The organism is Kluyvera sp. (genome assembly GCF_047971185.1).
Classification (GTDB): Bacteria; Pseudomonadota; Gammaproteobacteria; order Enterobacterales; family Enterobacteriaceae; genus Kluyvera.
The window spans coordinates 153,646-179,591 of the sequence record NZ_JBKDZH010000018.1 but is presented as its reverse complement, the minus strand read 5'-3'; the positions used below and the strand labels follow the sequence as shown (position 1 = coordinate 179,591).

The window sequence follows — 25,946 nt, the reverse complement described above, 5'->3', positions numbered from 1 at the left end:
GGCGGCGTTGCCTCATCCGGCCTACAACTGTAGGCCGGGGGCACCCGGAACGCTTACGCGTTGATCGCCTCAAGAATGACCAGCTGGTCGCTCACCAATTTCTTCGCCGCCGGTGAGTTTGCCGCCGCAAGCGCCGCCTGCAAGGCCGCCTGCTTTTGCTGCTTCGCCTGTGGGTCGCTAAACAGCAGTTCCTTCACGTTGAACGACGCCACGTTGCTGTAGCGGCCATCGTCGCTCATCGGTACGCTGATTTTGCCGTCATTCAGCAGTTTTTCGACGATCTTACGTTCACGATCGTAGCCTTCCAGCCCAACCAGCTGCCAGCGCTGCACCGCCTGCCCCTGATACTGGCCTTTTTTCACCTCGGTCAGGTAGCGAATGGTCAGATTGCGGATGGTGCCCGCCTCTTCGCCGTATTCCGCTTTGCTATCCGACAGCACCGGGAACTGCATGCCTTCCAGCGCGCCGCCCTTTTGCGTCAGATGGCCCATGCGGTAGCTGTTCATCCCGAGGCGAATCGGCGTGCTGTCGGTCACCGGCGTGCCGTCGGCCATTTGCAGATCGCGAATACGCTGCCCGGCGGGCTGACGCAGGTCAATCTTGTAGGTGACGCCGTCGAAGAAGTCGTTGGTAGAATACTTGGACGCCCGGCGCTGCGGGTTAAAGCTGTAGGTGACATCACCGTCATGCAGCTGATTAAAGTAGCCAGCCGACCACTCCATGTACTTTTTCAGCGCTTTGCCGGTCAGCTGATACACGGTAATTTCGCCGCCCGCGTACTGGTAGTTGAAGGCAATATCTTTCGCCGTAATGGTGCCCACATTCAGTTTGGGGCGGTCGTTATCAATTTGCAGCGCAATCACCTGCGCCTTCGGCGCGTAGTGGCGGCTGGCTTCCTGATACAGCTTGCTGATGCCGGTATCCTGAATGTGAACCTGCGGAATGCCCTTCACCGCGTCTGGTGGCACCAGATCCTGGCCGCTCAGTTGGGCAATCGGCCGGTTAGCGTTGGCGCGCAGAATTTTGTGATACGGCTGATAGACCTCTTCCAGCGCCTTATCCGACGCCATGCCTTTGATGGAATAGGTGTAGCTGTCTTTATTGATCAGCACATACTTGCCGTTGTGCTGTTCAAACTGCAGGTCGATACGCGACAGCGCGCGGCCATATTTGTCCGGCTCGGTCACGATGACGCCGTTAATCACCTCTTTGTCGACCTTCACGTGCATATGCCCGGCGACGATCGCCGCCAGCTCGGGGTTGGCGCGCGCAATATCGCCGACGCCGGTTCCCGGTCGCTGGTTCTCGTTATCGATCCCCATGTGCGCCACCAGCACGATGGCATCCACCTCGCTCTGAATCTGCTGGATGGTTTGCTTCACCGCCTGTACCGGATCGGTAAAGTTCAGCCCTTTAATGCGGTCGGTGCCTTTAGCGAATTCCGCGGTCATCGGCGTATCCATACCGATAATGCCGATCTTCACCCCCTGGCGTTCAATGATTTTGTAGGCGGGGAGATAGGGTTTACCGCTGTCCCACAGAATATTGCCGGCCAGCGCCGAGCCTTTAAACTGGTTCAGCGAGGTCGACAGCGACGTCAGGCCAAAATCGAATTCATGGTTGCCCATCACCCAGACGTCATAGTCGAGCGCATTGAAGCCGAGGATCATCGGGCTGGTTTTATCGTTTTTGAAGGTCTCGACGAAATTACCCTGAATGGTGTCGCCCGCGTCGACCAGAATGACGTTCGGCTGCTGGCTGCGCACCTTGCGGACCTGAGTGGCAATCTGGCTGAGGCTGCCCGCCAGGTTTTCAGTATCCGTCGAATAGTCCCAGGGGACGAAGGTACCGTGGAGATCGGAGGTGCCCAGAATCGTAATATTGACCGGTTCAGCCATCGCCGTAGCAGTACCCAGGCAAAGCAAAAGCGCTAAGAGTGATTTTTTCATTGTTATTTGAGGTGCCGGAAGGGAAATGAGGGGAAATTATGCGATTCACATCAAGAAGTTTGCTAGTAGCTTTACAGGGTAAACAATAAAACTGGGAGGCAGCTCAAGGTTAGACGGGGTAGCGGGAGGAGAGAGCGGCCACCACCGCTCGCCCACTCTTAATGGCGCTTGCGCAGCAGGTACTGATACGGCAGCGACTCGGTCTGCTGGGCAATCAGCTCATGCTCCATAAAGCGGCAAAATCCGGGAATATCGCGCGTAGTGGCGGGATCGTCGGCGATAATCAGCAGTGTTTCACCCACCGGCATCGTGCGCACGGTTTTACGCACCATCATTACCGGCTCCGGGCAGCGCAGCCCTTGCGCGTCTAAGGTATGGTCGGGGCTGGAGAACAAATCGGTCATTATCATCTCGTCATCGTCAAAAACGCGCCTAGTTTACGCCGACGGCGCGACGACGCAACCAGGTTAACGATTGCGCGAAAAACAACCATTGCAATGACGCACGAAAGCAGTATCATTCCGCCCCTGCAATGAGTTTGCAGATTATTGGGTTCCCTCACCCCACCGCTAAAAAGGTACAATATGACGCCCTTTACTTCGCTTCAGCGCCGACATGCGCTGGTCTGGCTATCGCTATTTCATCTGCTAGTGATCACCTCCAGTAACTATCTGGTACAGCTGCCGATCTCCATTTTCGGCTTTCATACCACCTGGGGTGCGTTTAGCTTTCCGTTTATATTCCTCGCCACCGACCTGACCGTGCGCATTTTTGGCGCGCCGCTGGCACGACGCATCGTGTTCGCGGTGATGGTTCCGTCGCTGATGGTCTCCTACGTGATTTCGTCGCTGTTTTATATGGGCGAATGGCAGGGCTTCGGCGCGCTGGCGCACTTTAACCTGTTCGTCGCCCGTATCGCCGCCGCGAGCTTTATGGCCTATGCGCTGGGGCAGATCCTCGACGTTCACGTGTTCAACCGCCTGCGTCAGAACCGTCGCTGGTGGCTGGCGCCGACCGCGTCCACGCTGTTCGGCAACATCAGCGATACGCTGGCGTTCTTCTTCATTGCCTTCTGGCGCAGCACCGACCCGTTTATGGCGGCGCACTGGGTGGAAATCGCCCTCGTCGACTACTGCTTTAAAGTGCTCATTAGCATTATTTTCTTCCTGCCGATGTACGGCGTACTGCTGAATATGCTATTGAAAAGGCTGGCAGATAAATCTGATTTGTCAGCAATGCAGCCAGGTTAAGGGTGCATTTGACGGGTTGTGTTAAGATAGGCAAATGAGCCGTTCATGGCTATTTAGCGAAAGGAAGAAGTCAATGCGCAAATTGGTGAAATATGTTGGTATTGGCCTGCTGGTGATGGGGCTTGCCGCCTGCGACAACAGCGATACCAGCACCCCTGCACAGGATTCGGCTGCCGCCAGCGATGCTGCGGGTCAGACGATTAACCTGATGGACGGGAAGCTGAGCTTCACGCTGCCTGCCGGGATGACCGACCAGAGCGGTAAGCTGGGCACCCAGAGCAACAATATGCACGTCTACTCTGACGCCACCGGTCAGAAAGCGGTCATCGTGATCGTCGGCGATAGCACCGATGAAGATCTCTCCGTGCTGGCGACCCGCCTGCAGGATCAGCAGCGCAGCCGCGACCCGCAGCTGCAGGTCGTGACCAACAAATCCATCGAGCTGAAAGGCCACACCCTGCAGCAACTGGATAGCATCATCTCTGCGAAAGGCCAGACCGCCTACTCTTCCGTAGTGCTGGGTAAAGTCGATAACAAACTGCTGACTATGCAGGTCACGCTGCCGGCGGACAACCAGCAGCAGGCGCAGACTCAGGCCGAGCAAATCATTAATACGCTGGTCATTAACTGATTGCGCGTAACGATACCACGGCCTCTCGCGTGTTTACGCCAGAGGCCGTTTTTTTAGCCGCCAGCCCAACAATAACGCCACCGCCACCAGCCCCGCTGCGGCGAGATAAATCGACGATACGCCCATCCACGCCATCGCCAGCCCGGCCAGCGGCCCGGTGATGCCTAATGACAAATCCATAAATACGGTATAGGTCGCCAGCGCGGAGCCCTGATTCTGCTGCGGCACCGCTTTTACCGCCACCACGCCCAGCGCCGGGAACACCAGCGAGAAGCCCGCCCCCGCCAGGAAAGTGCCGACCTTCGCCATCATCGGCGTCATCGCAATGCCGACCAGCAGCAGCCCCACCACCTCAACGGCAAAACAGATCATCGCCACGTTCAGGCCGCCCAGGCGGTTGATACCGTTGGGGAACAGCAGCCGCGTGCCGACAAACGCGCAGCTGAACAGCGTGAGCGCGAAGGCCGCGCCGTCCCAGCCTTTGGCGTCATAAAACAGGGTGATAAAAGTGGCGATCACGCCAAACCCGGCGGAGGCCAGCGCCATGCCGTACGGCCACACGCGCCCAAGCACCGCGCGAAAGGACATGGGTTTGCCCTTTTTCGCTTTTACTTCTTCACGCGGCAGCGCCGCGAGAATCGCCACGGCGGCGACGGCCATAATCGCCAGCGCCAGCCCTTGCAGACCAATATAGCGATAGCACAGCACCCCGAGCGGCGCGCCCATCGCCATCGCCCCGTAGGTGACGATACCGTTCCAGGAGATCACCCGGCCAATATGCGGCGACCCCACCACGCCAACGCCCCACAGCGTTGAGCCGGTACCGGCAAAGCTCTGGCCGATGCCGAGAATCACCCGCCCCAGGCACAGCAGCGCCAGGCTGAGCAACGGCCAGCCGCCGCCAAACGCCGCCAGCAGATAGCTCACGCCACTCAGGAAGCAGCCGCACAGGCCAAAGACCACGATTTTTTTTGGCCCGAGCTGGTCGGCGTAGCGCCCGGCGTGGGGGCGGCTCAGCAGCGTGGCAAAGTATTGCAGGCTGATCACCAGACCGGCCCAGAAGGCGCTAAAGCCCATCACATCATGCACATAGCCGGGCAGCACTGCCAGCGGCAGGCCAATGGTGAGATAGCTGGCGAAGTTGAAGATCACCACGGAGACAATACGCAGATTGAGGCGCAGACCGCTAAGCGGCGCCTCGGCGTCGGCCGCTGGCATAGATAATCCCTTATAGATGCAACAAAAATGACATTATTGCACATTTTGTCGCCGGGAAGGCGGCATTGCCCAATTAGGACTACCGGTGAGGTGTCAGTTTGTTTGGCCAGAAGATGGTGATCACACCGGCGATAATCACCACCACTCCCAGCAGGCCGCGCCACGAGAACGGCTCATGCCAGCCGGGCAGCACAATCGCCGCCAGCCACACCACCATGTAGCTCAGGCTCAGCAGCGCATAGGCTTTCGCCAGCGGAAGACGCTTGAGGGCGAAGAACCAGCAGGCCATCGAAGCCACGTAGCCCAGCAGCCCGAGCAGCAGCGCCAGCGTGCCGGTTTCAAAATGCAGAAGATGCAGTAAAAAAGCCACCGGCTGCGTCGCCGACGGCAGCGCGGTCATCGCCGTGCGCAGCGTCAACTGCGCGACGCTTACCAGCGCCACGCTGATTAATGCCCAGATAAGCCCCATCAGGCGCTGCTCCCCAATAGCGCAATACCGACGATAATCAGCGCCACTCCCGCCCAGTGGCGGCGGCTGACCGGCTCGCGCCAGATAAGACGCGCGGCCAGCGTCACCCAGACAAAATTCAGGCTCAGCATCGGGTAGGCCACGCTGACCGGGATCTGCTGAAGCACCAGCAGCCACAGCAGCATCCCCAGCCCCAGCAGCGCCAGCGCCAGCCCAAGCCAGGTCAGCAGGTGACGCCCGCGCTGCCCTTTACGGGCCGGGCGGGTCGCCTGTTTCTGGCACAGCTGCCCGCCGCAGCTCAACAGGCTGGCGAGCAGCAGACAGGCCCACGCGATCATTGCGGGCGGTACTGAATAAAGACGGTGCGGCCCATCACATACACCTCATCCGGTTTCGGCAGCGGCAGTTGTGCTAACTGTACGTCACGAGAGAGCAAAAGCACCAGCGAGATCGGCCCTTGCTGGCGATGCGCGGCCAGCCACTGAGGGAACGCCTCGGTAGAGACAAAGCGGTCTTTAGCGTCAGGATACGAAAGCCCGTATTTCAGCTCGCCCTGCTGGCCGTACAGCATCACGTCGCTGCGCTTCAGCTCCCAGGCCAGCCCGGCGGCCACCCCGACGCTGTTGCTCAGGACGTAGCGGCTTGGCGCCAGCGATTCGCTGACAATATCGACCAGGAACTGCGGCTGCTTACTGTCGGTGACGCGATCGGGAATCGCCATTCCCACCAGCAGCGCCAGCCCCAGCGGGCAGAGCGCGGCCAGCGTCCAGCGCTGCGCATTCTGTTTTATCGACATCCAGCCCATCAGCGCCCAGAAGAAGAACGCCACCGCCGCCAGCACGCATTTATACAGCTCGATCTGCGTCCAGACCGGGTGCTTCATCGGCCCCCACGGCGAGACCACCGCTACCGCGATCAGCCCAACCGCGCCGAAGACGACGTTAATGATGCCGTTCACCCGCAGCGCGCTAGCGCCCGCTTTTGCCGCCTCAACCGCGTAGCGCGCCATCAGCATCGCCAGCGGCGCGAAGCACGGCAGAATGTAGGTCGGCAGCTTGCCTTTGGCGATACTGAAGAACAGGAACGGCATCACCACCCAGCCCAGCAGATATAACCCGCCGCGTAGGCCTTCGCGCTCCTGCCAGCCGCGCTGCAACGCGCCGGGCAGCAGCGCCAGCCACGGCAGGCTACCGGCGATCAGGAACGGCAGGTAGTACCAGAACGGCGCTTTATGCTGGGCATCGCTCTGGGCAAAACGCTGAATATGTTCAACCCAAAAGAAGTAGCGCCAGAAGTCACTTTCACGCGCGGCGATCGCCAGCCCCCACGGCAGAACGGTCAGCACGCAGACCAGCACCGACAGCCAGCCCCAGACCAGCACTTCCCGCCAGCGTTTCTGCGCCACCACCCACGGCAGCACGCTAATCACCGGCACCGCCAGCGCGAGGAAGCCTTTGGTCATAACCCCCATACCGCAGGCAACGCCCAGCAGCACGTAACCCCAGAAGCGCTCACCGCTGGTTTTCGCCTGCGCCGCCAGCCAGAAGCTGCCCATCGCCAGCGTCATCCACAGGGTAATCATCGGGTCCAGCACCGCGTAGGTGCCAATTCCGTAGACCAGGAATACGGTTAAGAAGATCGCGCCGGAGAGTAGCGCTGCCTTGCGATCCTGCCAGATTTTCCACGCCAACCAGACCACCAGCAGCGCCGACACGGTGATAGAAAACACCGCGCCAAAGCGCACCGCGAAGTTATTGTGGCCAAACAGCCACTGGCCGATGCTGTTAATCCAGTAACCGGCAATCGGCTTTTCAAAATAACGCAGCCCGAGAAAATGCGGCACCACCCAGTCGCCGGTCGCCAGCATCTCCCGGCTGATTTCCGCATAGCGGGTTTCGTCCGGCTGCCACAGCAGCCGGAAGTTGAGCGGAACCAGGTAATACACAATAAACAGTGCGGCTAACGAAATACCGTCGCGAAGGGATTTCATACATCAGCGCTCAAAAGTTGTTGGCAACCCAGCCAGCCTTCACGGCCGGCGATTTCTCCGCGCACCACCTTCCCGGCCGGTAGCTGACGGAAGTCCTCCGGGAGAAGCTGGCTCAGCGGGCAAAAACGAATTTCCTGCTGTGCCGCAAGGGTCAGCAGGTAGTCAAACTGTTCGGCATAGGCGCCGCCTTCCACCTCCGCGTGGATGGTATACACCGGCGTGCCGGTATCACGGCGAATCTGTTCCAGCAGCCAGCGGTTGAAGCCGTCCGCGCTGACCGTACTGCCAACCGCCTCATCCCAGGTCGGTAGCGTCACGGGGATCTGTACGGTGGCCGTCTCGCCGTTGCTGAGCTGGGGAATAAACGGCTGGGTACCGCGGCAGTCGCTGTTGTAGAGAAAATCGAACGCCGCTTTCGCCTTCACCACCCGCTGGTCGGCGCGCCAGCCCGCCACCGCCGAGCAGGTCACCGGGCGGCCAATTATTGCCTCCAGCGCAGACAGGCCGTGGGCGATTTCGTCAATCAGCTGCTGCTCGCTCCACACCCCGCTCCACTGCTGCCAGCGGTGATGATCCCAGGCGTGTAGCCCCACCTCATGCACCTGCGCGACGCTGCGGATAATCTCCGCGTTGGCTTCGCCAATCAGACGCCCCGGCCACGCCGTCCCGGCCAGCAGAATATCCCAGCCATACAGCGATGCCGCCCGCGAGCGCAGCATCTTCCACAAGAACTTCGGTTTTACCAGGCGCCACAGGTGGCGCCCCATGTTGTCCGGCCCGACGCTGAAGAAAAAACTGGCCTGCACGCGATGCTTTTTGAGCACCGCCATTAGCCGTGGCACCCCTTCGCGCGTGCCGCGAAAGGTGTCGACATCAACGCGCAAACCGACTTTTCTCATGATGTTTTTTCGTCCGTCAGTTCAACCGTACGCAGGAAGAAGTCCAGCGTCTCTTCCACCGTTTGCTGCATCTCAACCGTCGGCTGCCAGTCCAGGCAGCGTATGGCGTTGCGAATGCTCGGCTTACGGTGCTCAACGTCCTGATAACCTTTACCATAGTAGTCGCTGCTTTCCACTTCGCGGAACCCGGCAAACGGCGGGAAGCGGTCGCGCAGCGGATGGCGTTCGAAGCAGTCAAGCAGCATTTCCGCCAGCTCTTTAATGCTCGCTTCGTTGTCCGGGTTACCGATGTTGATAATCTGCCCGTCGCAGCGGCCGTCTTTGTTTTCGATGATGCGGAACAGCGCTTCGATACCGTCGCTGATGTCGGTGAAGCAGCGCTTCTGTTTGCCGCCCTCGATCAGTTTGATCGGCGAGCCTTCCACCAGATTGAGGATCAACTGCGTGATCGCGCGGGAGCTGCCGATACGCGCGGCGTTCAGGTTATCCAGCCGCGGCCCCATCCAGTTAAACGGCCGGAACAGGGTAAACTTGAGATCGGTTTTATCACCGTAGGCCCAAATCACGCGATCCAGCAGCTGTTTGGACACCGAGTAGATCCAGCGCTGCTTGTTGATCGGCCCCACCACCAGGTTCGAGGTATCTTCATCGAAGTTAGCATCGGTACACATGCCGTACACTTCGGAGGTGGACGGGAAGATGATGCGCTTGTTGTACTTCACGCAGTCGCGGATGATCTTCAGGTTCTCTTCGAAATCCAGCTCAAACACGCGCAGCGGGTTGCGGGTGTACTCAATCGGCGTGGCGATGGCCACCAGCGGCAGCACCACGTCGCATTTTTTAATGTGGTATTCGATCCACTCGGAGTGAATGCTGATATCGCCTTCCACAAAGTGGAAACGCGGGCAGTCGAGGAAGCGGCTGATGGCGTCAGAGCCGATATCCAGGCCGTAAATTTCATAGCTGTCGTCCGCCAGCAGACGCTCGGTCAGGTGGTTGCCGATAAAACCGTTCACGCCAAGAATCAGCACGCGGGTGCGGCGCTTAACGGCGACGAACGGGCGGCTGGAGAGCAGTGCCCCCGTCACCAGCCCCAGCGCCGGCGCCAGCTGTGCGCCCGGCATGTAAACGCCGTTAGCGCTCTGGCCGGTGACGATTTCCAGCGCGTCTTCACCGCAGGCGACCACCAGCGGTGCCACGGACAGCACGGTGCCCGGCTTCGCCGTCGGCATGTCGGTGCGCACGCGAGATTTCCAGACGATAAATTTGTTGGTGCCAACATAGCCAAACGCCCCCGGCCACGGGTCGCTCACCGCGCGCACCAGGTTATGCAGCGTCTGCGCCGGTTTTTCCCACTCCAGACGTCCATCTTCCGGGGTACGACGCCCCACGTAGGTGGCCTGCGTATCATCCTGCGCGTGTTCGTCGGCCTGGCCGCTGCGAATCTTCGCCAGCGCATCGCCGAGCAGCGTCTGCGACGCCGCGCACAGCTTACGGTGCAGAGTCAGCGCCACGTCGGCGTCGGCAATCTCAACGCGCTGCTGAGCGACAATATCGCCCGCATCGGCGCGGTGAGTCATGCGGTGTAGCGTCACTCCCGTCTCTTTCTCACCGTTCACCAGCACCCAGTTCAGCGGCGCGCGGCCACGGTATTTCGGCAGCAGCGAGCCGTGCAGGTTGAACGCCCCTCTCGGCGCCAGGCTGAGGATTTCGTCGCACAGCAGGTTGCGATAGTAGAAGGAGAAAATCACCGCCGGCGCCATCGCGCGAATGCGATCTACCCACAGCGGGTGGTTCACATCCTCCGGCGCGTAGACGGTAATGCCCTGCTCGGCCGCCAGACGGGCGACGGAGCCAAAAAAGTGATTTTCACCGGCGTTATCCGGATGCGTGAAGATCGCCTCGATGTCGTATCCGGCGTCCAGCAGCGCCTGAATACCGGTGCAACCCATGTCGTGGTAGGCAAATACAACAGCTTTCATGAACGATTTTCCTCTTCAGAATCCAGATTTTGCTGGCGTACAACACGTTGAATAAAGTAGCGGGGACGGGCGCGCACGTCGTTGTAGATGCGGCCGATATACTCCCCGAGCAGGCCCATGCCGATAAACTGGGCGCCGATAAACATGAACAGAATGGCGAACAGCATGAATACGCCGTCGCCTGCCCATTCCGCGCCCAGCACCAGGCGCAGCACCACCAGCAGCAGCGAGAAGGCGAAGCCAAGCAGCGCAATCACGCTGCCGACTACGCTTAGCAGGCGCAGCGGCGTGGTGGTCAGGCAGGTCACCAGGTCGTACATCAGGTTGATCAGGCGCATAAAGCTGTATTTCGAGTCGCCAAATTCGCGCTCGGCGTGCTGCACCGGAATTTCCACGGCGCGGCGGGCAAAGGTGTTTGCCAGAATGGGGATAAAGGTGCTGCGCTCATGACAGTTGAGCATCGCATCGACGATATGCCGACGATAGGCGCGCAGCATGCAGCCGTAGTCGCCCATCGCTTTGCCGGTGGTGCGCTGAATCAGGCGGTTGATCATCTTCGAGGCGGTTTTACGGAAGATGCTGTCCTGGCGGTTCTGCCGCACGGTGCCGACCACGTCATAGCCTTCGTCGGCCTTTGCGACCAGCCGGGGGATCTCTTCCGGCGGGTTTTGCAGGTCGGCGTCGAGGGTGATGATCAGATCGCCGGTGACGTGGCTGAAGCCCGCCATAATCGCCGAATGCTGGCCGTAGTTGCGGTTCAGCAGCACCGCCACAATGTGGCTGCCCGGGGCTTCGGCGGCGTCAACCAGCATGCGCGCGGAGTCGTCGCTGCTGCCATCGTCAACCAGCAGAATTTCATAGTCGCGATTTAAGGTGGCGCAGGCGGCGTCGGTACGGCGAATCAGCTCCGGCAGGCTATCCTGCTCGTTGTACACCGGGATCACCACAGAGACTTTTTTAACTAAGGGATACTCAAACATTTCAACGCCCCGCTAGCTGATGGAGCGCCGTAATAACGCGCGTAGTGTCGTCATCGGTCATGTCCGGGAAAAGAGGAAGTGAACAAATACGCGCGCTATTCCATTCCGTATTCGGCAGAGAAACCTCCGGGAAACGCTCGCGGTAATATTTCTGCGTATGCGCCGCGCGGAAGTGCAGCCCGGTGCCAATACCTTGCGCTTTGAGTTGTTCCATCAGCGCATCACGGCTGATGCCGCAGCGCTGCTCATCAACGCGAATAATAAACAGGTGCCAGGCGTGCAGATGCGGCCAGAGCGGAACGGCCAGCGGGGCGAACGGCGTATCCGCCAGCTCACGCGCGTAGCGCTGGGCAATCTCACTGCGGCGCTGGTTGGCCTGGCCCAGTTTGCCCAGCTGCACCAGCGCCAGCGCGGCGTTGATGTCGGCGAGATTGTATTTGAAGCCGGGGCTCATCACCTCCGCCTGCGGCGCGCGGCCGTGGGTCTGGCGGTCATAGGCGTCGACGCCCAGGCCATGAAACTTCAGGCTGCGAATGCGGTTTGCCAGCAATTCATCATCGGTGACAATCAGCCCGCCCTCGGCGCTGGTCATATTTTTGATCGCGTGGAAGGAAAAAATTGCCGTTCCGCGCGCGCCCACGTGCTGGCCTTTATAGTAGGTGCCAGCCGCATGCGCCGCGTCTTCAATCAGCGGAATGCCGTGACGCTCGGCCACCGCGCGAATGCCGTCAATATCGGCCGGCGCGCCCGCGTAGTGCACGGGAATAATGGCTTTCGTACGTGGCGTGATGGCGGCTGCAACCGCTTCCGGGGTAATCATCAGATTGTCGCGATCGACATCGATCATCACCGGGGTCGCCCCCAGCAGGACGATCATGTTCAGCGTGGAGACCCAGGTCTGGGAGGGGGTGATGACTTCATCGCCGGGGCCGATACCCAACGCCATCAGCGTTACGTGCATGCCGCCGGTGGCCGAGCTCACGGCAATGGCAAAACGGTTACCCGTTAGCGCGCAGAACGCCTCTTCCAGCGCCTGATTTTTTGGCCCGGTGGTGATCCAACCGGATTGCAGCACGTCCTTCAGCGCCGCGAACTCCGCCTCGCCCATGGAAGGGCGGGAAAACGGCAGAAAATCACTCATGAATGTTCCTTACCCTATTACTCAAATGAGCAAACCAGCCTCATCAATAAATGATTCGAGCGTTGTTTTTGGTTTAAAACAGGAATGGATAACGTGATATTCCAGCCAACAACATTCGATGACGGTAAAAGTATCAATGTTATCTTAGGATAAGATTAAGAAAGTCGCCGTGGTGGGCACAATAAATGGTTGGTAAACAAAATCAATAAGTTAACCAAGTGACCTACGGTAAAAGCTTGATAAAATAAAATGCCCAGCTTACATCGTAGCTGGGCATTGGCTTACGTTATTCAACGCAGGCTAAACAAGGTATTTATATCGTTGCATATTAATGTAATAAATAATGTATAGCCGCACTATTAATACTTAGCGTAAATTCGCTGGGAAATCTTTCGGTAATTCACTGGCGGCACAGTTAATCACGCTGTCATTATTCGCACCGCAGTCGCGAACAAAGGTAATGGTCGCAAATTCATCAATCACTTCAGTCGGATAGGCCGGGCCCGCATCGCGGTAAGCATTCATCAGCGGGATGTGATCGTTCTGGAAGCAGACGGTTTTTTCCGGGTTGTTGATCACCCAACGCGGGAAGAAGATGGTGCCGTGGAACAGTTTATCACCCAGGTTCACAATCAGGCTGACGTCGGTACCGGTCGGCTCGGTCCAGGAAATTTTATAAATGCTTTCACCCACACGCACGATGTAGGCCTGCTGATCTTTCACCCAACGATTGGCCACGATGCCGCTGTGAATACGGTAATCGAGGGTGTTGTCGTTTTTCACGTAAATTTCGTAGTTCCAGCCGTTGTCATAGGTGTAGACCAGATGTTTACCCACGAAGCCGCTCAAATCATGTTTATCAAAGTTGCTCATCATTAAATCTCCTTGTGTCGATGCAGAGATCTTATTGCTTTAAAATCTAAATGAATAACGCTATGTTTGGATGAAATTCATCGGATTTTTAAATCAATTATGCATAAGACCACCCTCGAACAATGGGCGCTGCTGGAAAAGGTCGTCGAGCTCGGCAGCTTTGCGAAAGCCGCAGAAGAAACGCACCGCAGCCAGTCGTCGGTTAGCTATAACCTGTCGCTGCTACAGGAACGGCTGGGCGTGGCGTTATTAGCCCCCGAAGGCCGACGGGCGGTGCTTACCCCGGCGGGAGAGCTGCTGCTGGGCCAGGTGAAGCCGCTGCTCAAGGCTTTTGCGTGGGTCGAAAGCCGCGCCGCCACGCTGCGTGAAGGCACCCGCACGCGGCTGGACCTGGTGGTCGACAGCATTTTTCCGCGCGAGCGGCTGTTCGCCATCTTGCGCCAGTTCCAGCAACGCTACCCGCAAACCCAGGTGCGGCTCACCGAGGTGCTGGAGAACGCCAGCGACGCCGACGGCGTGCAGGCCGAAGCGGATGTAATGGTACTCACCCGCCGGCAGGATATTACCGGTCGCGGCGAATGGCTGATGAACATCGACTTCGTCGCCGTCGCCCATCGCGATCATCCGCTGTTTCAGCTACCAGCCCCGCTCAGCGATGAGCAACTGCGATCGTGGCCGCTGATCCGTATTGCCGACAGCGACAGCGGCCGTCAGGAAACGCGGGATGCCTGGACCTTCTCCACGATTGATGCGGCGATTGACGCAGTGATGTATCAGGTCGGCTATGGCTGGCTGCCGGAGGAGAGAATTCAGGAAGAGCTGGCGCAGGGGATATTACAGCGGCTACCGCTGAATCATGGCGTGCGACGCGCGACGCCGCTGCACCTGATCGTCAAACGGGATTTAACGCCGCTGGATGAACAGGTGGAGACGCTGCTGACACTGTTTAGCCAGCAGCATTAATAGCCTTACTCCGCCTGGGCCTGCGCGCAGGCCCAGGCGCTGGACCACGCCCACTGGAAGTTATAGCCGCCCAACCAGCCGGTGACGTCCATCACTTCGCCAATAAAGTACAGGCCCGGCGCTTTCTTCGCTTCCATAGTGCGAGAAGAGAGCTCATTGGTGTCGACGCCGCCGAGGGTTACCTCCGCCGTACGGTAGCCTTCGGTACCGTTCGGCTGGACGCGCCAGTTCGTCAGCGTATCGACCAGCGTCTGCTGCTCGCGCACGTTCAGTTGCTTGAGAGTGACGTCAGGGATCTGACCAAGCTGTTGCAGGCACTCCACCAGACGCTTCGGCAGCTGCATCGCCAGCGTATTTTTCAGACTCTGGTTCGGGTGTTCGGCGCGCTGGGCGTCGAGGAAGTCGCCCAGTTCGATATCCGGCAGCAGGTTGATGCTGACGAATTCGCCGGCCTGCCAATAGCTGGAGATTTGTAGCACTGCCGGGCCAGACAGGCCGCGGTGGGTGAAAAGCAGACTTTCGCGGAACACCGTGCCGTCTTCAGCGGTAATCACCGACGGTACGGAGACGCCGGAAAGAACCTGGAACTGTTCCAGCATCGGTTTATGCAGAGTGAACGGTACCAGCCCGGCGCGGGTCGGCAGCACCTTCAGGCCGAACTGCTCGGCAATTTTGTAGCCAAAAGGCGAAGCGCCCAGCCCCGGCATCGACAGGCCGCCACTGGCGATCACCAGTTTCTCGGCCGCCACGGTATCGCCGTTGAGCTGTAAGGTGTAACCCTGCTCGTCGCGGGTCACGCTGAGGATTTCGCTACGCAGACGCGTGGTCACGTTACCCTTCTCGCATTCCGCCACCAGCATCGCCACAATCTGTTCCGCCGAATCATCACAGAACAGCTGGCCGAGGGTTTTCTCATGCCAGGCAATGCCGTGCTTGCCGACCATGTCGATAAAGTCCCACTGGGTGTAGCGCGCGAGGGCAGATTTGCAAAAATGCGGGTTTTGGCTGAGATAAGCCGCGGGTTCGACATAAAGGTTAGTAAAATTACAGCGACCGCCGCCGGACATCAGGATTTTACGCCCCGGTTTTTTACCGTTATCCAACAGCAAAACGCGGCGGCCTGCCTGCCCGGCCATGGCTGCACAAAACATTCCTGCCGCTCCGGCACCCACTACTATGGCATCAAACCTTTCCACGCACTATCCTCAACATAGGTATTGTCGGGAAGTGTAAATTTTTCATGGATGTCATACCAGTGAAATATCGACAAACCCGACTTATCTGATTGATACAAGGGAAATATTTTTTTTCAACCTTTTAACGAATACGGATAAATATCAAAAAAAGTAGAGATTTCACTTTGCCCGCGCCGCCAATGTCCCTGATAATGCCGCGCGTTCATGTCCTCAAAATGGCGTAACGTCCTATGTTACATTTGTTTGCTGGCCTGGATTTACATACCGGGCTGTTGTTAGTTCTGGCGCTGATATTTGTCCTGTTCTACGAAGCGATTAACGGCTTCCACGATACGGCGAATGCGGTTGCTACCGTAATTTATACCCGCGCCATGCGTTCGCAGCTTGCTGTAGCGATGGCGGCGATCTTTAACTTCCTCGGCGTTCTGTTGGGCGGTCTGAGTGTAGCCTATGCGATCGTGCATATGCTGCCGACGGATCTTCTGCTCAATATGGGCTCCGCGCACGGCCTCGCCATGGTCTTCTCCATGCTGCTGGCGGCCATTATCTGGAACCTCGGCACCTGGTATTTCGGTCTGCCGGCGTCCAGCTCCCACACGCTGATCGGCGCTATCATCGGTATTGGTTTAACCAATGCGCTGATGACCGGCACGTCAGTGGTTGAGGCGCTCAACATCCCGAAAGTGATTAACATTTTCGGCTCGTTGATTATCTCACCTATCGTGGGTCTGGTTGTCGCGGGTGGCCTGATTTTCCTGCTGCGTCGTTACTGGAGCGGTACCAAAAAACGCGCCCGTATCCACCTGACCCCGGCTGAGCGTGAAAAGAAAGACGGTAAGAAAAAGCCGCCGGTCTGGACGCGTATTGCTCTGATCATCTCGGCGATTGGCGTGGCATTCTCCCACGGCGCCAACGACGGTCAGAAAGGCATTGGTCTGGTCATGCTGGTGCTGATTGGCGTTGCCCCGGCCGGTTTCGTGGTCAATATGAACGCTTCCGGTTACGAAATTACCCGTACCCGCGATGCGATCAACAACGTTGAAACCTTCTTCCAGCAGCGCCCAGAGCTGCTGCTGAAAGTAGCGAGCAGCGCTGAACAGCTGACCCCAGAAGCGGAAGCGGCCGTTGAGTTCCATTGCCATCCGGCCAATACCATCAACGCGCTCGACCGTGCAAAAGCCATGCTGACCAACATTGAGAGCTATGACAGCCTCTCCGTTGAACAGCGCGGCCAGCTGCGTCGCATCATGCTGTGCATCTCTGATACCACCGATAAAGTGGCGAAGATGCCGGAAGTGAACGCCGACGATCAGCGTCTGCTGAAGAAACTGAAAACCGACATGCTGAGCACCATCGAGTACGCGCCAATCTGGATTATCATGGCCGTCGCGCTGGCGCTGGGTATCGGTACGATGATCGGCTGGCGTCGTGTGGCGACCACCATCGGTGAGAAAATCGGTAAGAAAGGCATGACCTACGCTCAGGGTATGGCGGCGCAGATGACGTCTGCGGTCTCCATCGGCCTGGCAAGCTATACCGGTATGCCGGTATCAACCACCCACGTTCTGTCGTCTTCCGTTGCGGGGACCATGGTCGTTGACGGTGGCGGTCTGCAACGAAAAACCGTGACCAACATCCTGATGGCCTGGGTCTTCACGCTGCCGGCGTCTATCCTGCTGTCCGGCGTGCTGTACTGGCTGTCTCTGAAGCTTATCTAAGCGCGTTTGGCACAAACAGAAAACGGGTCAGGAAACTGGCCCGTTTTTTTTTACTTAGTGCCAAATCATCAGGGCAATTAAGCTAATCACCACCAGACCACACAGCGAGCTGGTCAAAATAAACTGCCGACGCACCCGGTCACAGCGGCGAATAAACTCATCGTCATGATGATCGCGATATCGCTGCCCATAGATATACCAGACCAGACGCATTTGTTTGCCCGGCTGACCGTGCGAGGTAAAGAAACCACCGCCGTCAACATACTGATAAAGCAAGGGATCGCAACCACGTAGTACAACCAATAATGCACGCAACGATGAGAAGTAACGTGCCATATTTACCACACAAACGACACACAGGGCCCAAAACAGCGCAATCGTGCTGATCATAACTCCTCCCCGGCGACCAGTCCTCGGAGACCCCAGGACATCCCGCTCCCCAATAACCCACCAACACCTCAGTAAAAGAGTGCGATTCAGATCACGTTTATTTATCCGATCGGCTCATTAAATAGTGTAGGAGATCAGTTAAATTTTTTACCACAAGGTTAATCGTTATCAATACGTAAGATGGAAAAATTTGTTTAACTAATTGGCGAACCGGATGCATTGACGGCGCCCGAAGGCCGCTATAAGGTAGAAATATCTTCTACAATTAGGTCTTTAAGGGCAAACCCCGCGCATTCAGCACGCAGGACGCGGGCAAGGGACAGCGCATGGGCTGTCTGGTCCAACAGTCATCGACAACTTTATGGAAGGAGTAACACTATGGCTTACAAACACATTCTGATCGCAGTCGACCTTTCCCCGGAAAGCAAAGTTCTGGTGGAAAAAGCGGTATCAATGGCTCGCCCCTACAATGCAAAAGTTTCGCTGATTCACGTTGACGTGAACTATTCCGATCTCTACACCGGGCTGATTGACGTTAATCTTGGCGATATGCAAAAACGCATCTCCGAAGAGACCCACCACGCGCTGACGGAACTGTCCACCAACGCAGGCTACCCTATCACCGAAACCCTGAGCGGCAGCGGCGACCTGGGCCAGGTGCTGGTTGATGCGATTAAAAAATACGATATGGACCTGGTCGTCTGCGGCCATCACCAGGACTTCTGGAGCAAGCTGATGTCGTCTGCACGCCAGCTTATCAACACCGTCCATGTCGACATGCTTATCGTTCCACTGAAAGACGACGAAGAAGAATAAGTCTGATCGGTAGCCCGGACGAGGCGCGAGAGCGCCGACTCCGGGGTTTTCCCGGCGTTAATTCAACTCCCCTTACGCCCGGCAATCCACTCCTGTACTTCCACCACGAAGGTGTCCGGCGCTTTGCGGTACATCTTACGCGCCAGGTCCAGAATCGTATGCTGGCCTAACGCCTCTTCCATGCGCTGCTGCGCCATGTCCATCACCGAACGCACGCCACAGATACCTTCACAGGCCCACTCCGGCGGCTGTTCATCAAACACCGCCAGACGCTGGCGAATTTCCCGGCACTCAAAAATACGCTTATCGCCGTCAATCGCGTTGACCACGTCCAGCACCGTAATGTCCTCAGCCGGTTTCGCCAGCTGAAAACCGCCGCCCTTCCCTTCGCTGCTGCGCACCAGCCCGGCCTTCGACAGACGGGTAAATATTTTGGCCAGATAGTCATAGGGAACGCTTTGCAGCTCGGCAATTTCGCGCACGCTCATATCGCGGGCGTCGCCTTTGCCGTCCACCATACACATCAGGCTATGGATGCCGTATTCAACCCCGGAACTGTAAAATGCCATGCGCTCTTATCTCAGCCAAAATTAATCTGAGTTATTGTAGCTTTTTCGTCTGACTCATTCCAGATAGCAAGCATAAATACTGATCGATCAAAAATTTAAATAATTAAATATCAAATAGATAAATTCAAAATGCATCTTCCAGTGCGTTTGCTGAAGCGAATCACGTTGCAATCTTTAACTACGACCAATAAAATCCGAGTCAATTAATCGTAGTGAACAGTGAGACAAACCTAATGCGTAAACAAATTCTGATCGTCGGTGCCGGTTTTGCCGGTATGTGGGCAGCGCTGAGCGCCGCGCGTCTGGCAGACAAACACCAGCAGGCCGTTGATATTACGGTGATTGCGCCACAGCCAGAGCTGCGCGTTCGTCCGCGTTTTTATGAAAGCCACGTCCAGACGCTGGTCTCTCCGCTGATGCCACTGTTCGACGTCACCGGCGTCAACTTCCTGCGCGGCACCGTGGAACAAATCCTTCCGGCCTCGAAAGAGGTGAGCTGGAAAAACGAGAACGGTGAAGTGCGTCTTCGCCGCTACGATCGCCTGGTGCTGGCCAGCGGCAGCCATGTAAACCGCGATATCGTTGCGGGTGCCGCCGAGCATGCATTCGATCTCGACCAGCTGGAAAGCGCGACGGTGCTGGAGCAGCATCTGAAAGATCTGGCTGGCCAGCCTGAGAGCGAAGCGCGTAACACCGTGGTTGTCTGCGGCGGCGGCTTCACTGGGATTGAGATGGCGCTGGAGCTTCCTGGCCGTCTGCGTGAAATCCTGGGCCAAGATGCTAAGACCAGAGTTGTCGTAGTTGAGCGCGGCGCGCAGCCGGGCGGCCGCTGGAGCAAAGAATTACGCGACGTGATTATCGAAGCGTCTGCCGATCTGGGCGTGGAGTGGCTGGTGAACGCAGATGTAGAGAGCGTGGATGCATCTGGCGTCACGCTGAAAGATGGGCAGGTTATCGCCTCCCAGACCGTTATCTGGACCGTCGGCGTTCAGGCCAATGGGCTGACCGCGCAGATTGATGCCCCGCGTGACCGTCAGGGTCGTCTGCATGTGAACGGCAACCTGCAGGTGCTGGGTCATGACGATATCTACGCCACCGGCGACGTCGCCTACGCGGCGACCGATGACAAAGGCAACCATGCGTTGATGACCTGCCAGCACGCCATTCTGCTGGGCAAGTTCGCCGGGAACAACGCCGCGGCGAGCGTGCTGGACGTGGCGCCGCTGCCGTACCGCCAGGAGATGTACGTCACCTGTCTGGATCTGGGCGCATGGGGTGCGGTGTACAGCGAAGGCTGGGATCAGCAGGTGAAACTGACGCGCGAAGAGGCGAAAAAGCTGAAGGTGTCGATTGTTAGCGAGCTGATTTACCCGCCGAAAGCGGATCGTGCAGTAGCGTTTGAGATTGCGGACCCGCTGGCACCGTTTGTTTAAGATTGTGCAAGCCCCCTCACCCCGGCCCTCTCCACAAAGGGGCGAGGGAGAAAAGCAGAGAGCCCTCTTCCCCTTAAGGCGAGGGGAAAGGCTGAGGGTGCAAGCCGCACGATCGGTTCCCTCTCCCTTGGGGTGAGGAGGAAAAATTACTCCGCCGTCCCCGCATAAATATCAAACCGATGCCCTTTGGTGACCACCGCGTTCGGCGTCGCCACGTCCGCCAGCGGCGGCGCGTAGTCCGGGCGTTTCACCACCACCCGTTTAGTTGCCAACTGACGCGCCGGTTCCAGCAGGCCATCCGCATCCAGATCCGGCCCCACCAGCGACTGAAACACGCGCATCTCTTTCTTCACCAGCGCGCTTTTCTGTTTATGCGGGAACATTGGATCGAGGTACACCACCTGCGGACGCGGGGTAATATCGGTTAGCGCCGTCAGGCTTGAGGCATGAATCAGCTGCAAACGTTCCTGAAGCCAGCCGCCAATTTCCGCATCGGCATAGCCACGCGCCAGACCGTCGTCGAGCAGCGCCGCCACCACCGGGTTACGCTCCAGCATCCGCACGCGGCAGCCGACGGAGGCCAGCACAAACGCATCGCGCCCCAGCCCGGCGGTGGCATCGACCACGTCCGGCAGATAGTCACCTTTGATGCCAACCGCCTTCGCCACCGCTTCACCGCGACCGCCGCCGAATTTACGTCGGTGCGCCATCGCCCCGCCGACAAAATCAACGAAGATGCCGCCAAGCTTCGGTTCGTCTCGCTTACGCAGTTCCAGATGTTCCGGCGTCATCACCAGCGCCATCAGGTTGTCTGCATCATGCTCCAGCCCCCAGCGGGCGACCAGAACAGATAAGGCGCCGTCTCCGGCGCCCGTTTCATCCAGTAAACAAATTTTCACGCGAACAATCAGCCCTTGATGCCGTAATGCGCCAGCATGGCGTCGAGCTGAGGCTCACGGCCGCGGAAGCGTTTGAACAACGTCATCGGCTCTTCCGAACCACCGCGGGTCAGAATGCTATCGAGGAACGACTGACCGGTTTCACGGTTGAAGATGCCCTCTTCTTCAAAGCGGGAAAACGCATCCGCCGCCAGCACGTCGGCCCACAGGTAGCTGTAGTAACCCGCCGCGTAGCCACCGGCAAAAATGTGGCTGAAGGCGTGCGGGAAGCGGCCCCAGGTTGGGCCCGGTACCACGGCAACCTGTTTCTTAATTTCCGCCAGCGTCTCAAGGACTTTCGCCCCCTGCTCCGGGTTGTACTGCGCGTGCAGGCGGAAGTCGAACAGGCCGAACTCCAGCTGACGCAGAATAAACAGCGCCGCCTGGTAGTTTTTCGCCGCCAGCATTTTATCCAGCAGCTCCTTCGGCAGCGGTTCGCCGGTTTCATAGTGACCGGAGATAAACGCCAGCGCTTCCGGCTCCCAGCACCAGTTTTCCATAAACTGGCTTGGCAGTTCGACCGCATCCCATGGCACCCCGCTGATGCCGGAGACACCGGCGGTTTCGATGCGGGTCAGCATATGGTGCAGGCCGTGACCGAACTCATGGAACAGGGTGATCACTTCGTCGTGGGTAAACAGCGCCGGTTTGCCGCTCACCGGGCGGTTGAAGTTACAGGTCAGATAGGCAACCGGCTTTTGCAGCGTGCCGTCGGTCTTGCGCATCTGGCCGACGCAGTCGTCCATCCAGGCCCCGCCGCGTTTGTGTTCGCGGGCGTACAGGTCGAGGTAGAAGCTGCCGCGCAGTTCGTTGTTTTCGTCATACAGTTCGAAGAAGCGCACTTCCGGATTCCAGACGTCAACGTCGGTACGCTCTTTTGCGGTGATGCCGTAAATGCGTTTTACCACTTCAAACAGACCGTTAACGGCTTTGTTTTCCGGGAAGTACGGGCGCAGCTGCTCGTCGCTGATGCTGTACAGATGCTGTTTTTGTTTCTCGCTGTAGTAAGCGATATCCCATGGCTGAAGTTCCTCAACGCCAAATTCGGCTTTGGCGAAGGCGCGCAGCTGGGCCAGCTCTTTTTCCCCCTGCGGACGGGCACGTTTGGCCAGGTCGGTCAGGAAGTCGAGCACTTGCTGCGGGTTTTCCGCCATTTTGGTGGCCAGAGATTTAAAGGCATAGCTTTCGAAGCCCAGCAGCTGTGCCAGCTCGTGGCGCAGCGCAAGAATTTCTTCCATCACCGGAGTGTTGTCCCACTTGCCGGCGTTCGGCCCCTGATCGGAGGCGCGGGTGGAGTAGGCGCGATACAGCTCTTCACGCAGCGCCTGGTTGTCGCAGTAGGTCATGACAGGCAGGTAGCTTGGGATATCCAGGGTCAGCAGGTAGCCTTCCTGCTCTTTGGCTTCCGCCTGGGCTTTCGCCGCCGCCAGCGCGCTTTCCGGCATTCCGGCCAGCTCGCTTTCGTCCGTCACCAGCTTGGTCCAGCCCATGGTGGCGTCGAGCACGTTGTTGCTGTACTGGTTACCCAGCTCGGACAAACGGGTGGCGATTTCGCCGTAGCGCTGCTGTTTCTCTTTCGGCAGGCCGATACCGGACAGTTCAAAATCACGCAGCGCGTTATCGACCGCTTTTTTCTGTGCGGTATTCAGGGTGGCGTAGTTATCGCCGTCACGCAGGTCGCGGTACGCTTTGTACAGACCTTCATGTTGCCCAACCCAGGTGCTGTACTCGGAGAGCAGCGGCAGCGTTTGCTCGTAGGCTTCACGCAGTTCCGGGCTGTTTTTGACCGAGTTCAGGTGGCTGACCGGCGAGAAGATACGCCCCAGCACATCGTCCACTTCCGCTAGCGGCTGGCAGAGGTTTTCCCAGCTATACGGCCCGCCCTGTGCAACAACGCGCTCCACATTCTCACGACAGTCGTTCAGTGCTTTGGTCACGGCAGGAACAACATGTTCGGGCTGAATCTGGGAAAACGGCGGCAGGTCGAAGGGGGTCAGTAATGGATTGGTCATATGCGCAGTCCTGGTCTAAGAAAGAAATGAAGCGCTCCATCGCGCTTTCGCTATGGATCTAGAATGGGGGATAGTTGGGGGAATTTCAATGTCAGCCCTGGAGGTTCTCCTCTGAATGGGCGATAGCGGTAATCTCGGCGGATCTGCGGTAAACTATACGTTAACTTATTTAATTCCCGGAATATCCGCATCCATGCTCAGTTATCGCCACAGCTTTCACGCAGGCAACCACGCCGACGTCCTCAAACACACCGTTCAGAGTCTGATCATTGAATCCCTGAAAGAGAAAGAGAAACCGTTTCTCTATCTGGACACCCACGCCGGCGCCGGCCGCTATCAGCTGAGCGGCGAGCACGCCGAACGTACCGGTGAATACCTGGAAGGCATCGCCCGTATCTGGCAGCAGGACGACCTGCCCGCCGAGCTGGAGCCGTATATCTCCGTGGTCGAGCACTTCAACCGCAGCGGCCAGCTGCGTTACTACCCGGGCTCTCCGCTGATTGCCCGCCAGCTGCTGCGCGAGCAGGACAGCCTGCAAATGACCGAGCTGCACCCGAGCGACTTCCCGCTGCTGCGCTCTGAATTCCAGAAAGACAGCCGCGCTCGCGTAGAACGCGCCGACGGCTATCTGCAGCTGAAATCTAAGCTGCCGCCGGTCTCTCGTCGCGGCCTGATCCTGATTGACCCGCCGTACGAAATTAAAACCGACTATCAGGCGGTGGTCAGCGGCATCAGCGAGGGCTACAAACGCTTTGCCACCGGCACCTACGCGCTGTGGTATCCGGTGGTGCTGCGCCAGCAGATCAAACGCATGGTTCACGATCTGGAAGAGACCGGCATTCGTAAGATCCTGCAAATTGAGCTGGCGGTGCGTCCGGACAGCGACCAGCGCGGCATGACCGCTTCCGGCATGATTGTGATCAACCCGCCGTGGAAGCTGGAAGCGCAGATGAACAACGTGCTGCCGTGGCTGCACAGCAAGCTGGTTCCGGCAGGTACCGGCCACACGCTGGTAAACTGGATCGTGCCGGAGTAATCGCAGGCATCGGTGGAACCTATCAGTTTCAGGTATACAATCGCGAGTATTTTGGCGGGGAGCATGACGCTCACCCGCTCGACATTGAACGTTTGAGGAGCGGCCATGACCAAACATTACGACTACATCGCTATCGGCGGCGGCAGCGGCGGTATCGCCTCGATCAACCGTGCGGCCATGTACGGCCAGAAGTGCGCGCTGATTGAAGCCAAAGATCTGGGCGGTACCTGCGTGAACGTCGGCTGCGTGCCGAAAAAAGTGATGTGGCATGCCGCGCAGATCCGTGAAGCCATTCATCTGTATGGCCCGGACTACGGTTTCGATACCACCATCAACCACTTTGACTGGGACAAGCTGATCGCCAGCCGTACCGCCTACATCGACCGTATCCACACCTCGTACGATAACGTACTGGGTAAGAATAAAGTCGATGTGATTAAAGGCTTTGCGCGCTTCGTCGACGCTAAAACCATCGAAGTGAACGGTGAGACGATCACCGCCGATCATATCCTGATTGCCACCGGCGGCCGTCCGAGCCACCCGGATATTCCGGGCGTGGAATACGGTATCGACTCTAACGGTTTCTTCGAACTGCCGGCGCTGCCGAAGCGCGTAGCCGTGGTCGGCGCGGGCTATATCGCCGTTGAGCTGGCGGGCGTGATTAACGGCCTGGGCGCAGAAACCCACCTGTTCGTGCGTAAACATGCGCCGCTGCGCAGCTTCGACCCGCTGATCGTCGAGACGCTGGTCGAAGTGATGAACGCAGAAGGCCCGCAGCTGCACACTAACGCCATTCCGCAGGCGGTGGTTAAGAATGCTGACGGCAGCCTGACGCTGACGCTGGAAGATGGCCGCAGCCAGACCGTCGATTGCCTGATCTGGGCGATTGGCCGCGAACCGGAAACGGACAACTTCAACCTGGCGGCTACCGGGGTGAAAACCAACGACAAAGGCTACATCGTCGTTGATAAGTTCCAGAACACCAACGTGCCGGGCATTTATGCCGTGGGCGATAACACCGGTGCGGTGGAACTGACGCCGGTGGCGGTGGCCGCGGGCCGTCGTCTGTCCGAGCGTCTGTTTAACAACAAGCCGGACGAGCATCTGGATTACAGCAATATTCCGACCGTCGTGTTCAGCCACCCGCCCATTGGCACCGTCGGCTTAACCGAGCCGCAGGCGCGCGAGCAGTACGGCGACGACGCCGTGAAGGTGTATAAATCCTCCTTCACCGCCATGTACACCGCCGTGACCTCACACCGCCAGCCGTGCCGCATGAAGCTGGTGTGCGTGGGCCCGGAAGAGAAGATTGTCGGTATTCACGGTATCGGCTTCGGTATGGACGAGATGCTGCAGGGCTTCGCCGTGGCGCTGAAAATGGGCGCCACCAAGAAAGACTTCGACAACACCGTGGCGATTCACCCAACGGCGGCGGAAGAGTTCGTTACCATGCGCTAAGGCCCATCGCCCAAACGACAAAAGCCAGACATTCG

General features: G+C 58.2%; 24 protein-coding genes. 8 read left to right on the top strand and 16 right to left on the bottom strand.

All coding sequences use genetic code 11. The features are described 5' to 3' along the window. Positions 1-53: 53 nt before the first annotated feature. Together ACK5JN_RS05020 and tusA are read right to left on the bottom strand one after the other, a co-directional pair. Positions 54-1,949, bottom strand: coding sequence for a bifunctional metallophosphatase/5'-nucleotidase (locus ACK5JN_RS05020; protein WP_416869146.1), 1,896 nt, complete (start codon positions 1,947-1,949; stop codon positions 54-56). Between the two features lie 158 nt (positions 1,950-2,107). Continuing rightward, positions 2,108-2,353, bottom strand: a complete 246-nt coding sequence (gene tusA, locus ACK5JN_RS05015) for a sulfurtransferase TusA (protein WP_416869145.1) — start codon at positions 2,351-2,353, stop codon at positions 2,108-2,110. Positions 2,354-2,533: 180 nt separating this feature from the next. Between tusA and ACK5JN_RS05010 the strand changes: the two genes are divergently transcribed. Together ACK5JN_RS05010 and ACK5JN_RS05005 are read left to right on the top strand one after the other, a co-directional pair. Then, entirely contained in the window at positions 2,534-3,199 is a 666-nt protein-coding gene (locus ACK5JN_RS05010; protein WP_416869144.1) for a 7-cyano-7-deazaguanine/7-aminomethyl-7-deazaguanine transporter, read from the top strand. A 73-nt stretch (positions 3,200-3,272) separates the two neighbouring features. Next, entirely contained in the window at positions 3,273-3,830 is a 558-nt protein-coding gene (locus tag ACK5JN_RS05005; protein ID WP_416869143.1) for a DcrB family lipoprotein, read from the top strand. Between the two features lie 33 nt (positions 3,831-3,863). On the opposite strand, the gene ACK5JN_RS05000 is transcribed toward ACK5JN_RS05005, so the two are convergent. The 9 genes from ACK5JN_RS05000 to ACK5JN_RS04960 form a co-directional block, all read right to left on the bottom strand. Continuing rightward, positions 3,864-5,048, bottom strand: a complete 1,185-nt coding sequence (locus ACK5JN_RS05000) for an MFS transporter (RefSeq protein WP_416869142.1) — start codon at positions 5,046-5,048, stop codon at positions 3,864-3,866. 79 nt (positions 5,049-5,127) lie between these two features. Further along, the gene (gene arnF, locus ACK5JN_RS04995; protein ID WP_416869141.1) at positions 5,128-5,517 is read right to left on the bottom strand and encodes a 4-amino-4-deoxy-L-arabinose-phosphoundecaprenol flippase subunit ArnF; all 390 of its coding nucleotides are present in this window, start codon (positions 5,515-5,517) and stop codon (positions 5,128-5,130) included. Beyond that, on the bottom strand, positions 5,517-5,855 hold the full coding sequence (gene arnE / locus ACK5JN_RS04990) for a 4-amino-4-deoxy-L-arabinose-phosphoundecaprenol flippase subunit ArnE (RefSeq protein ID WP_416869140.1): 339 nt from the start codon (positions 5,853-5,855) through the stop codon (positions 5,517-5,519). The genes arnF and arnE overlap by 1 nt, the downstream gene beginning before the upstream one ends. After that, on the bottom strand, positions 5,852-7,507 hold the full coding sequence (arnT, locus tag ACK5JN_RS04985; protein WP_416869139.1) for a lipid IV(A) 4-amino-4-deoxy-L-arabinosyltransferase: 1,656 nt from the start codon (positions 7,505-7,507) through the stop codon (positions 5,852-5,854). Before arnT ends, arnE begins: the two co-directional genes overlap by 4 nt. Continuing rightward, the gene (arnD, locus tag ACK5JN_RS04980; protein ID WP_416869138.1) at positions 7,504-8,406 is read right to left on the bottom strand and encodes a 4-deoxy-4-formamido-L-arabinose-phosphoundecaprenol deformylase; all 903 of its coding nucleotides are present in this window, start codon (positions 8,404-8,406) and stop codon (positions 7,504-7,506) included. Before arnD ends, arnT begins: the two co-directional genes overlap by 4 nt. Next, positions 8,403-10,388: a bifunctional UDP-4-amino-4-deoxy-L-arabinose formyltransferase/UDP-glucuronic acid oxidase ArnA gene (gene arnA / locus ACK5JN_RS04975; protein WP_416869137.1), complete on the bottom strand. Its 1,986-nt coding sequence runs from the start codon at positions 10,386-10,388 to the stop codon at positions 8,403-8,405. Before arnA ends, arnD begins: the two co-directional genes overlap by 4 nt. After that, positions 10,385-11,368, bottom strand: a complete 984-nt coding sequence (gene arnC / locus ACK5JN_RS04970) for an undecaprenyl-phosphate 4-deoxy-4-formamido-L-arabinose transferase (RefSeq protein ID WP_416869136.1) — start codon at positions 11,366-11,368, stop codon at positions 10,385-10,387. The genes arnA and arnC overlap by 4 nt, the downstream gene beginning before the upstream one ends. Before the next feature lies 1 nt (position 11,369). Then, positions 11,370-12,509 carry a UDP-4-amino-4-deoxy-L-arabinose aminotransferase gene (arnB, locus tag ACK5JN_RS04965; RefSeq protein WP_416869135.1) on the bottom strand — a complete coding sequence of 380 codons (1,140 nt, stop codon included), beginning with the start codon at positions 12,507-12,509 and terminating at the stop codon, positions 11,370-11,372. Positions 12,510-12,875: 366 nt separating this feature from the next. Further along, entirely contained in the window at positions 12,876-13,385 is a 510-nt protein-coding gene (locus ACK5JN_RS04960) for a phenolic acid decarboxylase (RefSeq protein ID WP_416869134.1), read from the bottom strand. A 96-nt stretch (positions 13,386-13,481) separates the two neighbouring features. Between ACK5JN_RS04960 and ACK5JN_RS04955 the strand changes: the two genes are divergently transcribed. Continuing rightward, on the top strand, positions 13,482-14,345 hold the full coding sequence (locus tag ACK5JN_RS04955) for a LysR family transcriptional regulator (RefSeq protein ID WP_416869133.1): 864 nt from the start codon (positions 13,482-13,484) through the stop codon (positions 14,343-14,345). A 5-nt stretch (positions 14,346-14,350) separates the two neighbouring features. On the opposite strand, the gene ACK5JN_RS04950 is transcribed toward ACK5JN_RS04955, so the two are convergent. Continuing rightward, a complete protein-coding gene (locus ACK5JN_RS04950) occupies positions 14,351-15,541 on the bottom strand; it encodes an NAD(P)/FAD-dependent oxidoreductase (protein WP_416869132.1) in 1,191 nt (396 codons plus the stop codon). A 230-nt stretch (positions 15,542-15,771) separates the two neighbouring features. Between ACK5JN_RS04950 and pitA the strand changes: the two genes are divergently transcribed. Beyond that, positions 15,772-17,259: an inorganic phosphate transporter PitA gene (pitA, locus tag ACK5JN_RS04945; RefSeq protein WP_416869131.1), complete on the top strand. Its 1,488-nt coding sequence runs from the start codon at positions 15,772-15,774 to the stop codon at positions 17,257-17,259. A gap of 54 nt (positions 17,260-17,313) precedes the next feature. Here pitA and uspB read toward each other — a convergent pair whose 3' ends face one another. Then, positions 17,314-17,649, bottom strand: coding sequence for a universal stress protein UspB (uspB, locus tag ACK5JN_RS04940; protein ID WP_416869130.1), 336 nt, complete (start codon positions 17,647-17,649; stop codon positions 17,314-17,316). A 378-nt stretch (positions 17,650-18,027) separates the two neighbouring features. On the opposite strand from uspB, the gene uspA reads away from it, so the two are divergent. Further along, a complete protein-coding gene (gene uspA, locus ACK5JN_RS04935; RefSeq protein ID WP_416869129.1) occupies positions 18,028-18,465 on the top strand; it encodes a universal stress protein UspA in 438 nt (145 codons plus the stop codon). 62 nt (positions 18,466-18,527) lie between these two features. Here the strand turns inward: uspA and ACK5JN_RS04930 are convergent, their stop codons facing one another. Continuing rightward, a complete protein-coding gene (locus ACK5JN_RS04930; protein WP_416869128.1) occupies positions 18,528-19,034 on the bottom strand; it encodes an RrF2 family transcriptional regulator in 507 nt (168 codons plus the stop codon). A 233-nt stretch (positions 19,035-19,267) separates the two neighbouring features. Here ACK5JN_RS04930 and ACK5JN_RS04925 point away from each other — a divergent pair, with 233 nt between their 5' ends. After that, positions 19,268-20,467 (top strand): NAD(P)/FAD-dependent oxidoreductase, encoded by a 1,200-nt coding sequence (locus ACK5JN_RS04925; protein WP_416869127.1) that lies wholly within the window; start codon positions 19,268-19,270, stop codon positions 20,465-20,467. 146 nt (positions 20,468-20,613) lie between these two features. Here the strand turns inward: ACK5JN_RS04925 and rsmJ are convergent, their stop codons facing one another. Continuing rightward, the gene (rsmJ, locus tag ACK5JN_RS04920; protein WP_416869126.1) at positions 20,614-21,366 is read right to left on the bottom strand and encodes a 16S rRNA (guanine(1516)-N(2))-methyltransferase RsmJ; all 753 of its coding nucleotides are present in this window, start codon (positions 21,364-21,366) and stop codon (positions 20,614-20,616) included. Between the two features lie 8 nt (positions 21,367-21,374). Continuing rightward, positions 21,375-23,417, bottom strand: coding sequence for an oligopeptidase A (prlC, locus tag ACK5JN_RS04915; RefSeq protein WP_416869125.1), 2,043 nt, complete (start codon positions 23,415-23,417; stop codon positions 21,375-21,377). A gap of 193 nt (positions 23,418-23,610) precedes the next feature. Between prlC and ACK5JN_RS04910 the strand changes: the two genes are divergently transcribed. Continuing rightward, positions 23,611-24,453, top strand: a complete 843-nt coding sequence (locus tag ACK5JN_RS04910) for a 23S rRNA (adenine(2030)-N(6))-methyltransferase RlmJ (RefSeq protein WP_416869124.1) — start codon at positions 23,611-23,613, stop codon at positions 24,451-24,453. Positions 24,454-24,558: 105 nt separating this feature from the next. After that, positions 24,559-25,911, top strand: a complete 1,353-nt coding sequence (gene gorA, locus ACK5JN_RS04905) for a glutathione-disulfide reductase (RefSeq protein ID WP_416869123.1) — start codon at positions 24,559-24,561, stop codon at positions 25,909-25,911. Positions 25,912-25,946 lie beyond the last annotated feature (35 nt).

What these genes read in the sequence shown, in the direction of transcription:
- ACK5JN_RS05020 (WP_416869146.1), bottom strand. Translation starts at nt 1,949, where the DNA reads ATGAAAAAATCACTCTTAGCGCTTTTGCTTTGCCTGGGTACTGCTACG.
- tusA (WP_416869145.1), bottom strand. Translation starts at nt 2,353, where the DNA reads ATGACCGATTTGTTCTCCAGCCCCGACCATACCTTAGACGCGCAAGGG.
- ACK5JN_RS05010 (WP_416869144.1), top strand. Translation starts at nt 2,534, where the DNA reads ATGACGCCCTTTACTTCGCTTCAGCGCCGACATGCGCTGGTCTGGCTA.
- ACK5JN_RS05005 (WP_416869143.1), top strand. Translation starts at nt 3,273, where the DNA reads ATGCGCAAATTGGTGAAATATGTTGGTATTGGCCTGCTGGTGATGGGG.
- ACK5JN_RS05000 (WP_416869142.1), bottom strand. Translation starts at nt 5,048, where the DNA reads ATGCCAGCGGCCGACGCCGAGGCGCCGCTTAGCGGTCTGCGCCTCAAT.
- arnF (WP_416869141.1), bottom strand. Translation starts at nt 5,517, where the DNA reads ATGGGGCTTATCTGGGCATTAATCAGCGTGGCGCTGGTAAGCGTCGCG.
- arnE (WP_416869140.1), bottom strand. Translation starts at nt 5,855, where the DNA reads ATGATCGCGTGGGCCTGTCTGCTGCTCGCCAGCCTGTTGAGCTGCGGC.
- arnT (WP_416869139.1), bottom strand. Translation starts at nt 7,507, where the DNA reads ATGAAATCCCTTCGCGACGGTATTTCGTTAGCCGCACTGTTTATTGTG.
- arnD (WP_416869138.1), bottom strand. Translation starts at nt 8,406, where the DNA reads ATGAGAAAAGTCGGTTTGCGCGTTGATGTCGACACCTTTCGCGGCACG.
- arnA (WP_416869137.1), bottom strand. Translation starts at nt 10,388, where the DNA reads ATGAAAGCTGTTGTATTTGCCTACCACGACATGGGTTGCACCGGTATT.
- arnC (WP_416869136.1), bottom strand. Translation starts at nt 11,368, where the DNA reads ATGTTTGAGTATCCCTTAGTTAAAAAAGTCTCTGTGGTGATCCCGGTG.
- arnB (WP_416869135.1), bottom strand. Translation starts at nt 12,509, where the DNA reads ATGAGTGATTTTCTGCCGTTTTCCCGCCCTTCCATGGGCGAGGCGGAG.
- ACK5JN_RS04960 (WP_416869134.1), bottom strand. Translation starts at nt 13,385, where the DNA reads ATGATGAGCAACTTTGATAAACATGATTTGAGCGGCTTCGTGGGTAAA.
- ACK5JN_RS04955 (WP_416869133.1), top strand. Translation starts at nt 13,482, where the DNA reads ATGCATAAGACCACCCTCGAACAATGGGCGCTGCTGGAAAAGGTCGTC.
- pitA (WP_416869131.1), top strand. Translation starts at nt 15,772, where the DNA reads ATGTTACATTTGTTTGCTGGCCTGGATTTACATACCGGGCTGTTGTTA.
- uspB (WP_416869130.1), bottom strand. Translation starts at nt 17,649, where the DNA reads ATGATCAGCACGATTGCGCTGTTTTGGGCCCTGTGTGTCGTTTGTGTG.
- uspA (WP_416869129.1), top strand. Translation starts at nt 18,028, where the DNA reads ATGGCTTACAAACACATTCTGATCGCAGTCGACCTTTCCCCGGAAAGC.
- ACK5JN_RS04930 (WP_416869128.1), bottom strand. Translation starts at nt 19,034, where the DNA reads ATGGCATTTTACAGTTCCGGGGTTGAATACGGCATCCATAGCCTGATG.
- ACK5JN_RS04925 (WP_416869127.1), top strand. Translation starts at nt 19,268, where the DNA reads ATGCGTAAACAAATTCTGATCGTCGGTGCCGGTTTTGCCGGTATGTGG.
- prlC (WP_416869125.1), bottom strand. Translation starts at nt 23,417, where the DNA reads ATGACCAATCCATTACTGACCCCCTTCGACCTGCCGCCGTTTTCCCAG.
- ACK5JN_RS04910 (WP_416869124.1), top strand. Translation starts at nt 23,611, where the DNA reads ATGCTCAGTTATCGCCACAGCTTTCACGCAGGCAACCACGCCGACGTC.
- gorA (WP_416869123.1), top strand. Translation starts at nt 24,559, where the DNA reads ATGACCAAACATTACGACTACATCGCTATCGGCGGCGGCAGCGGCGGT.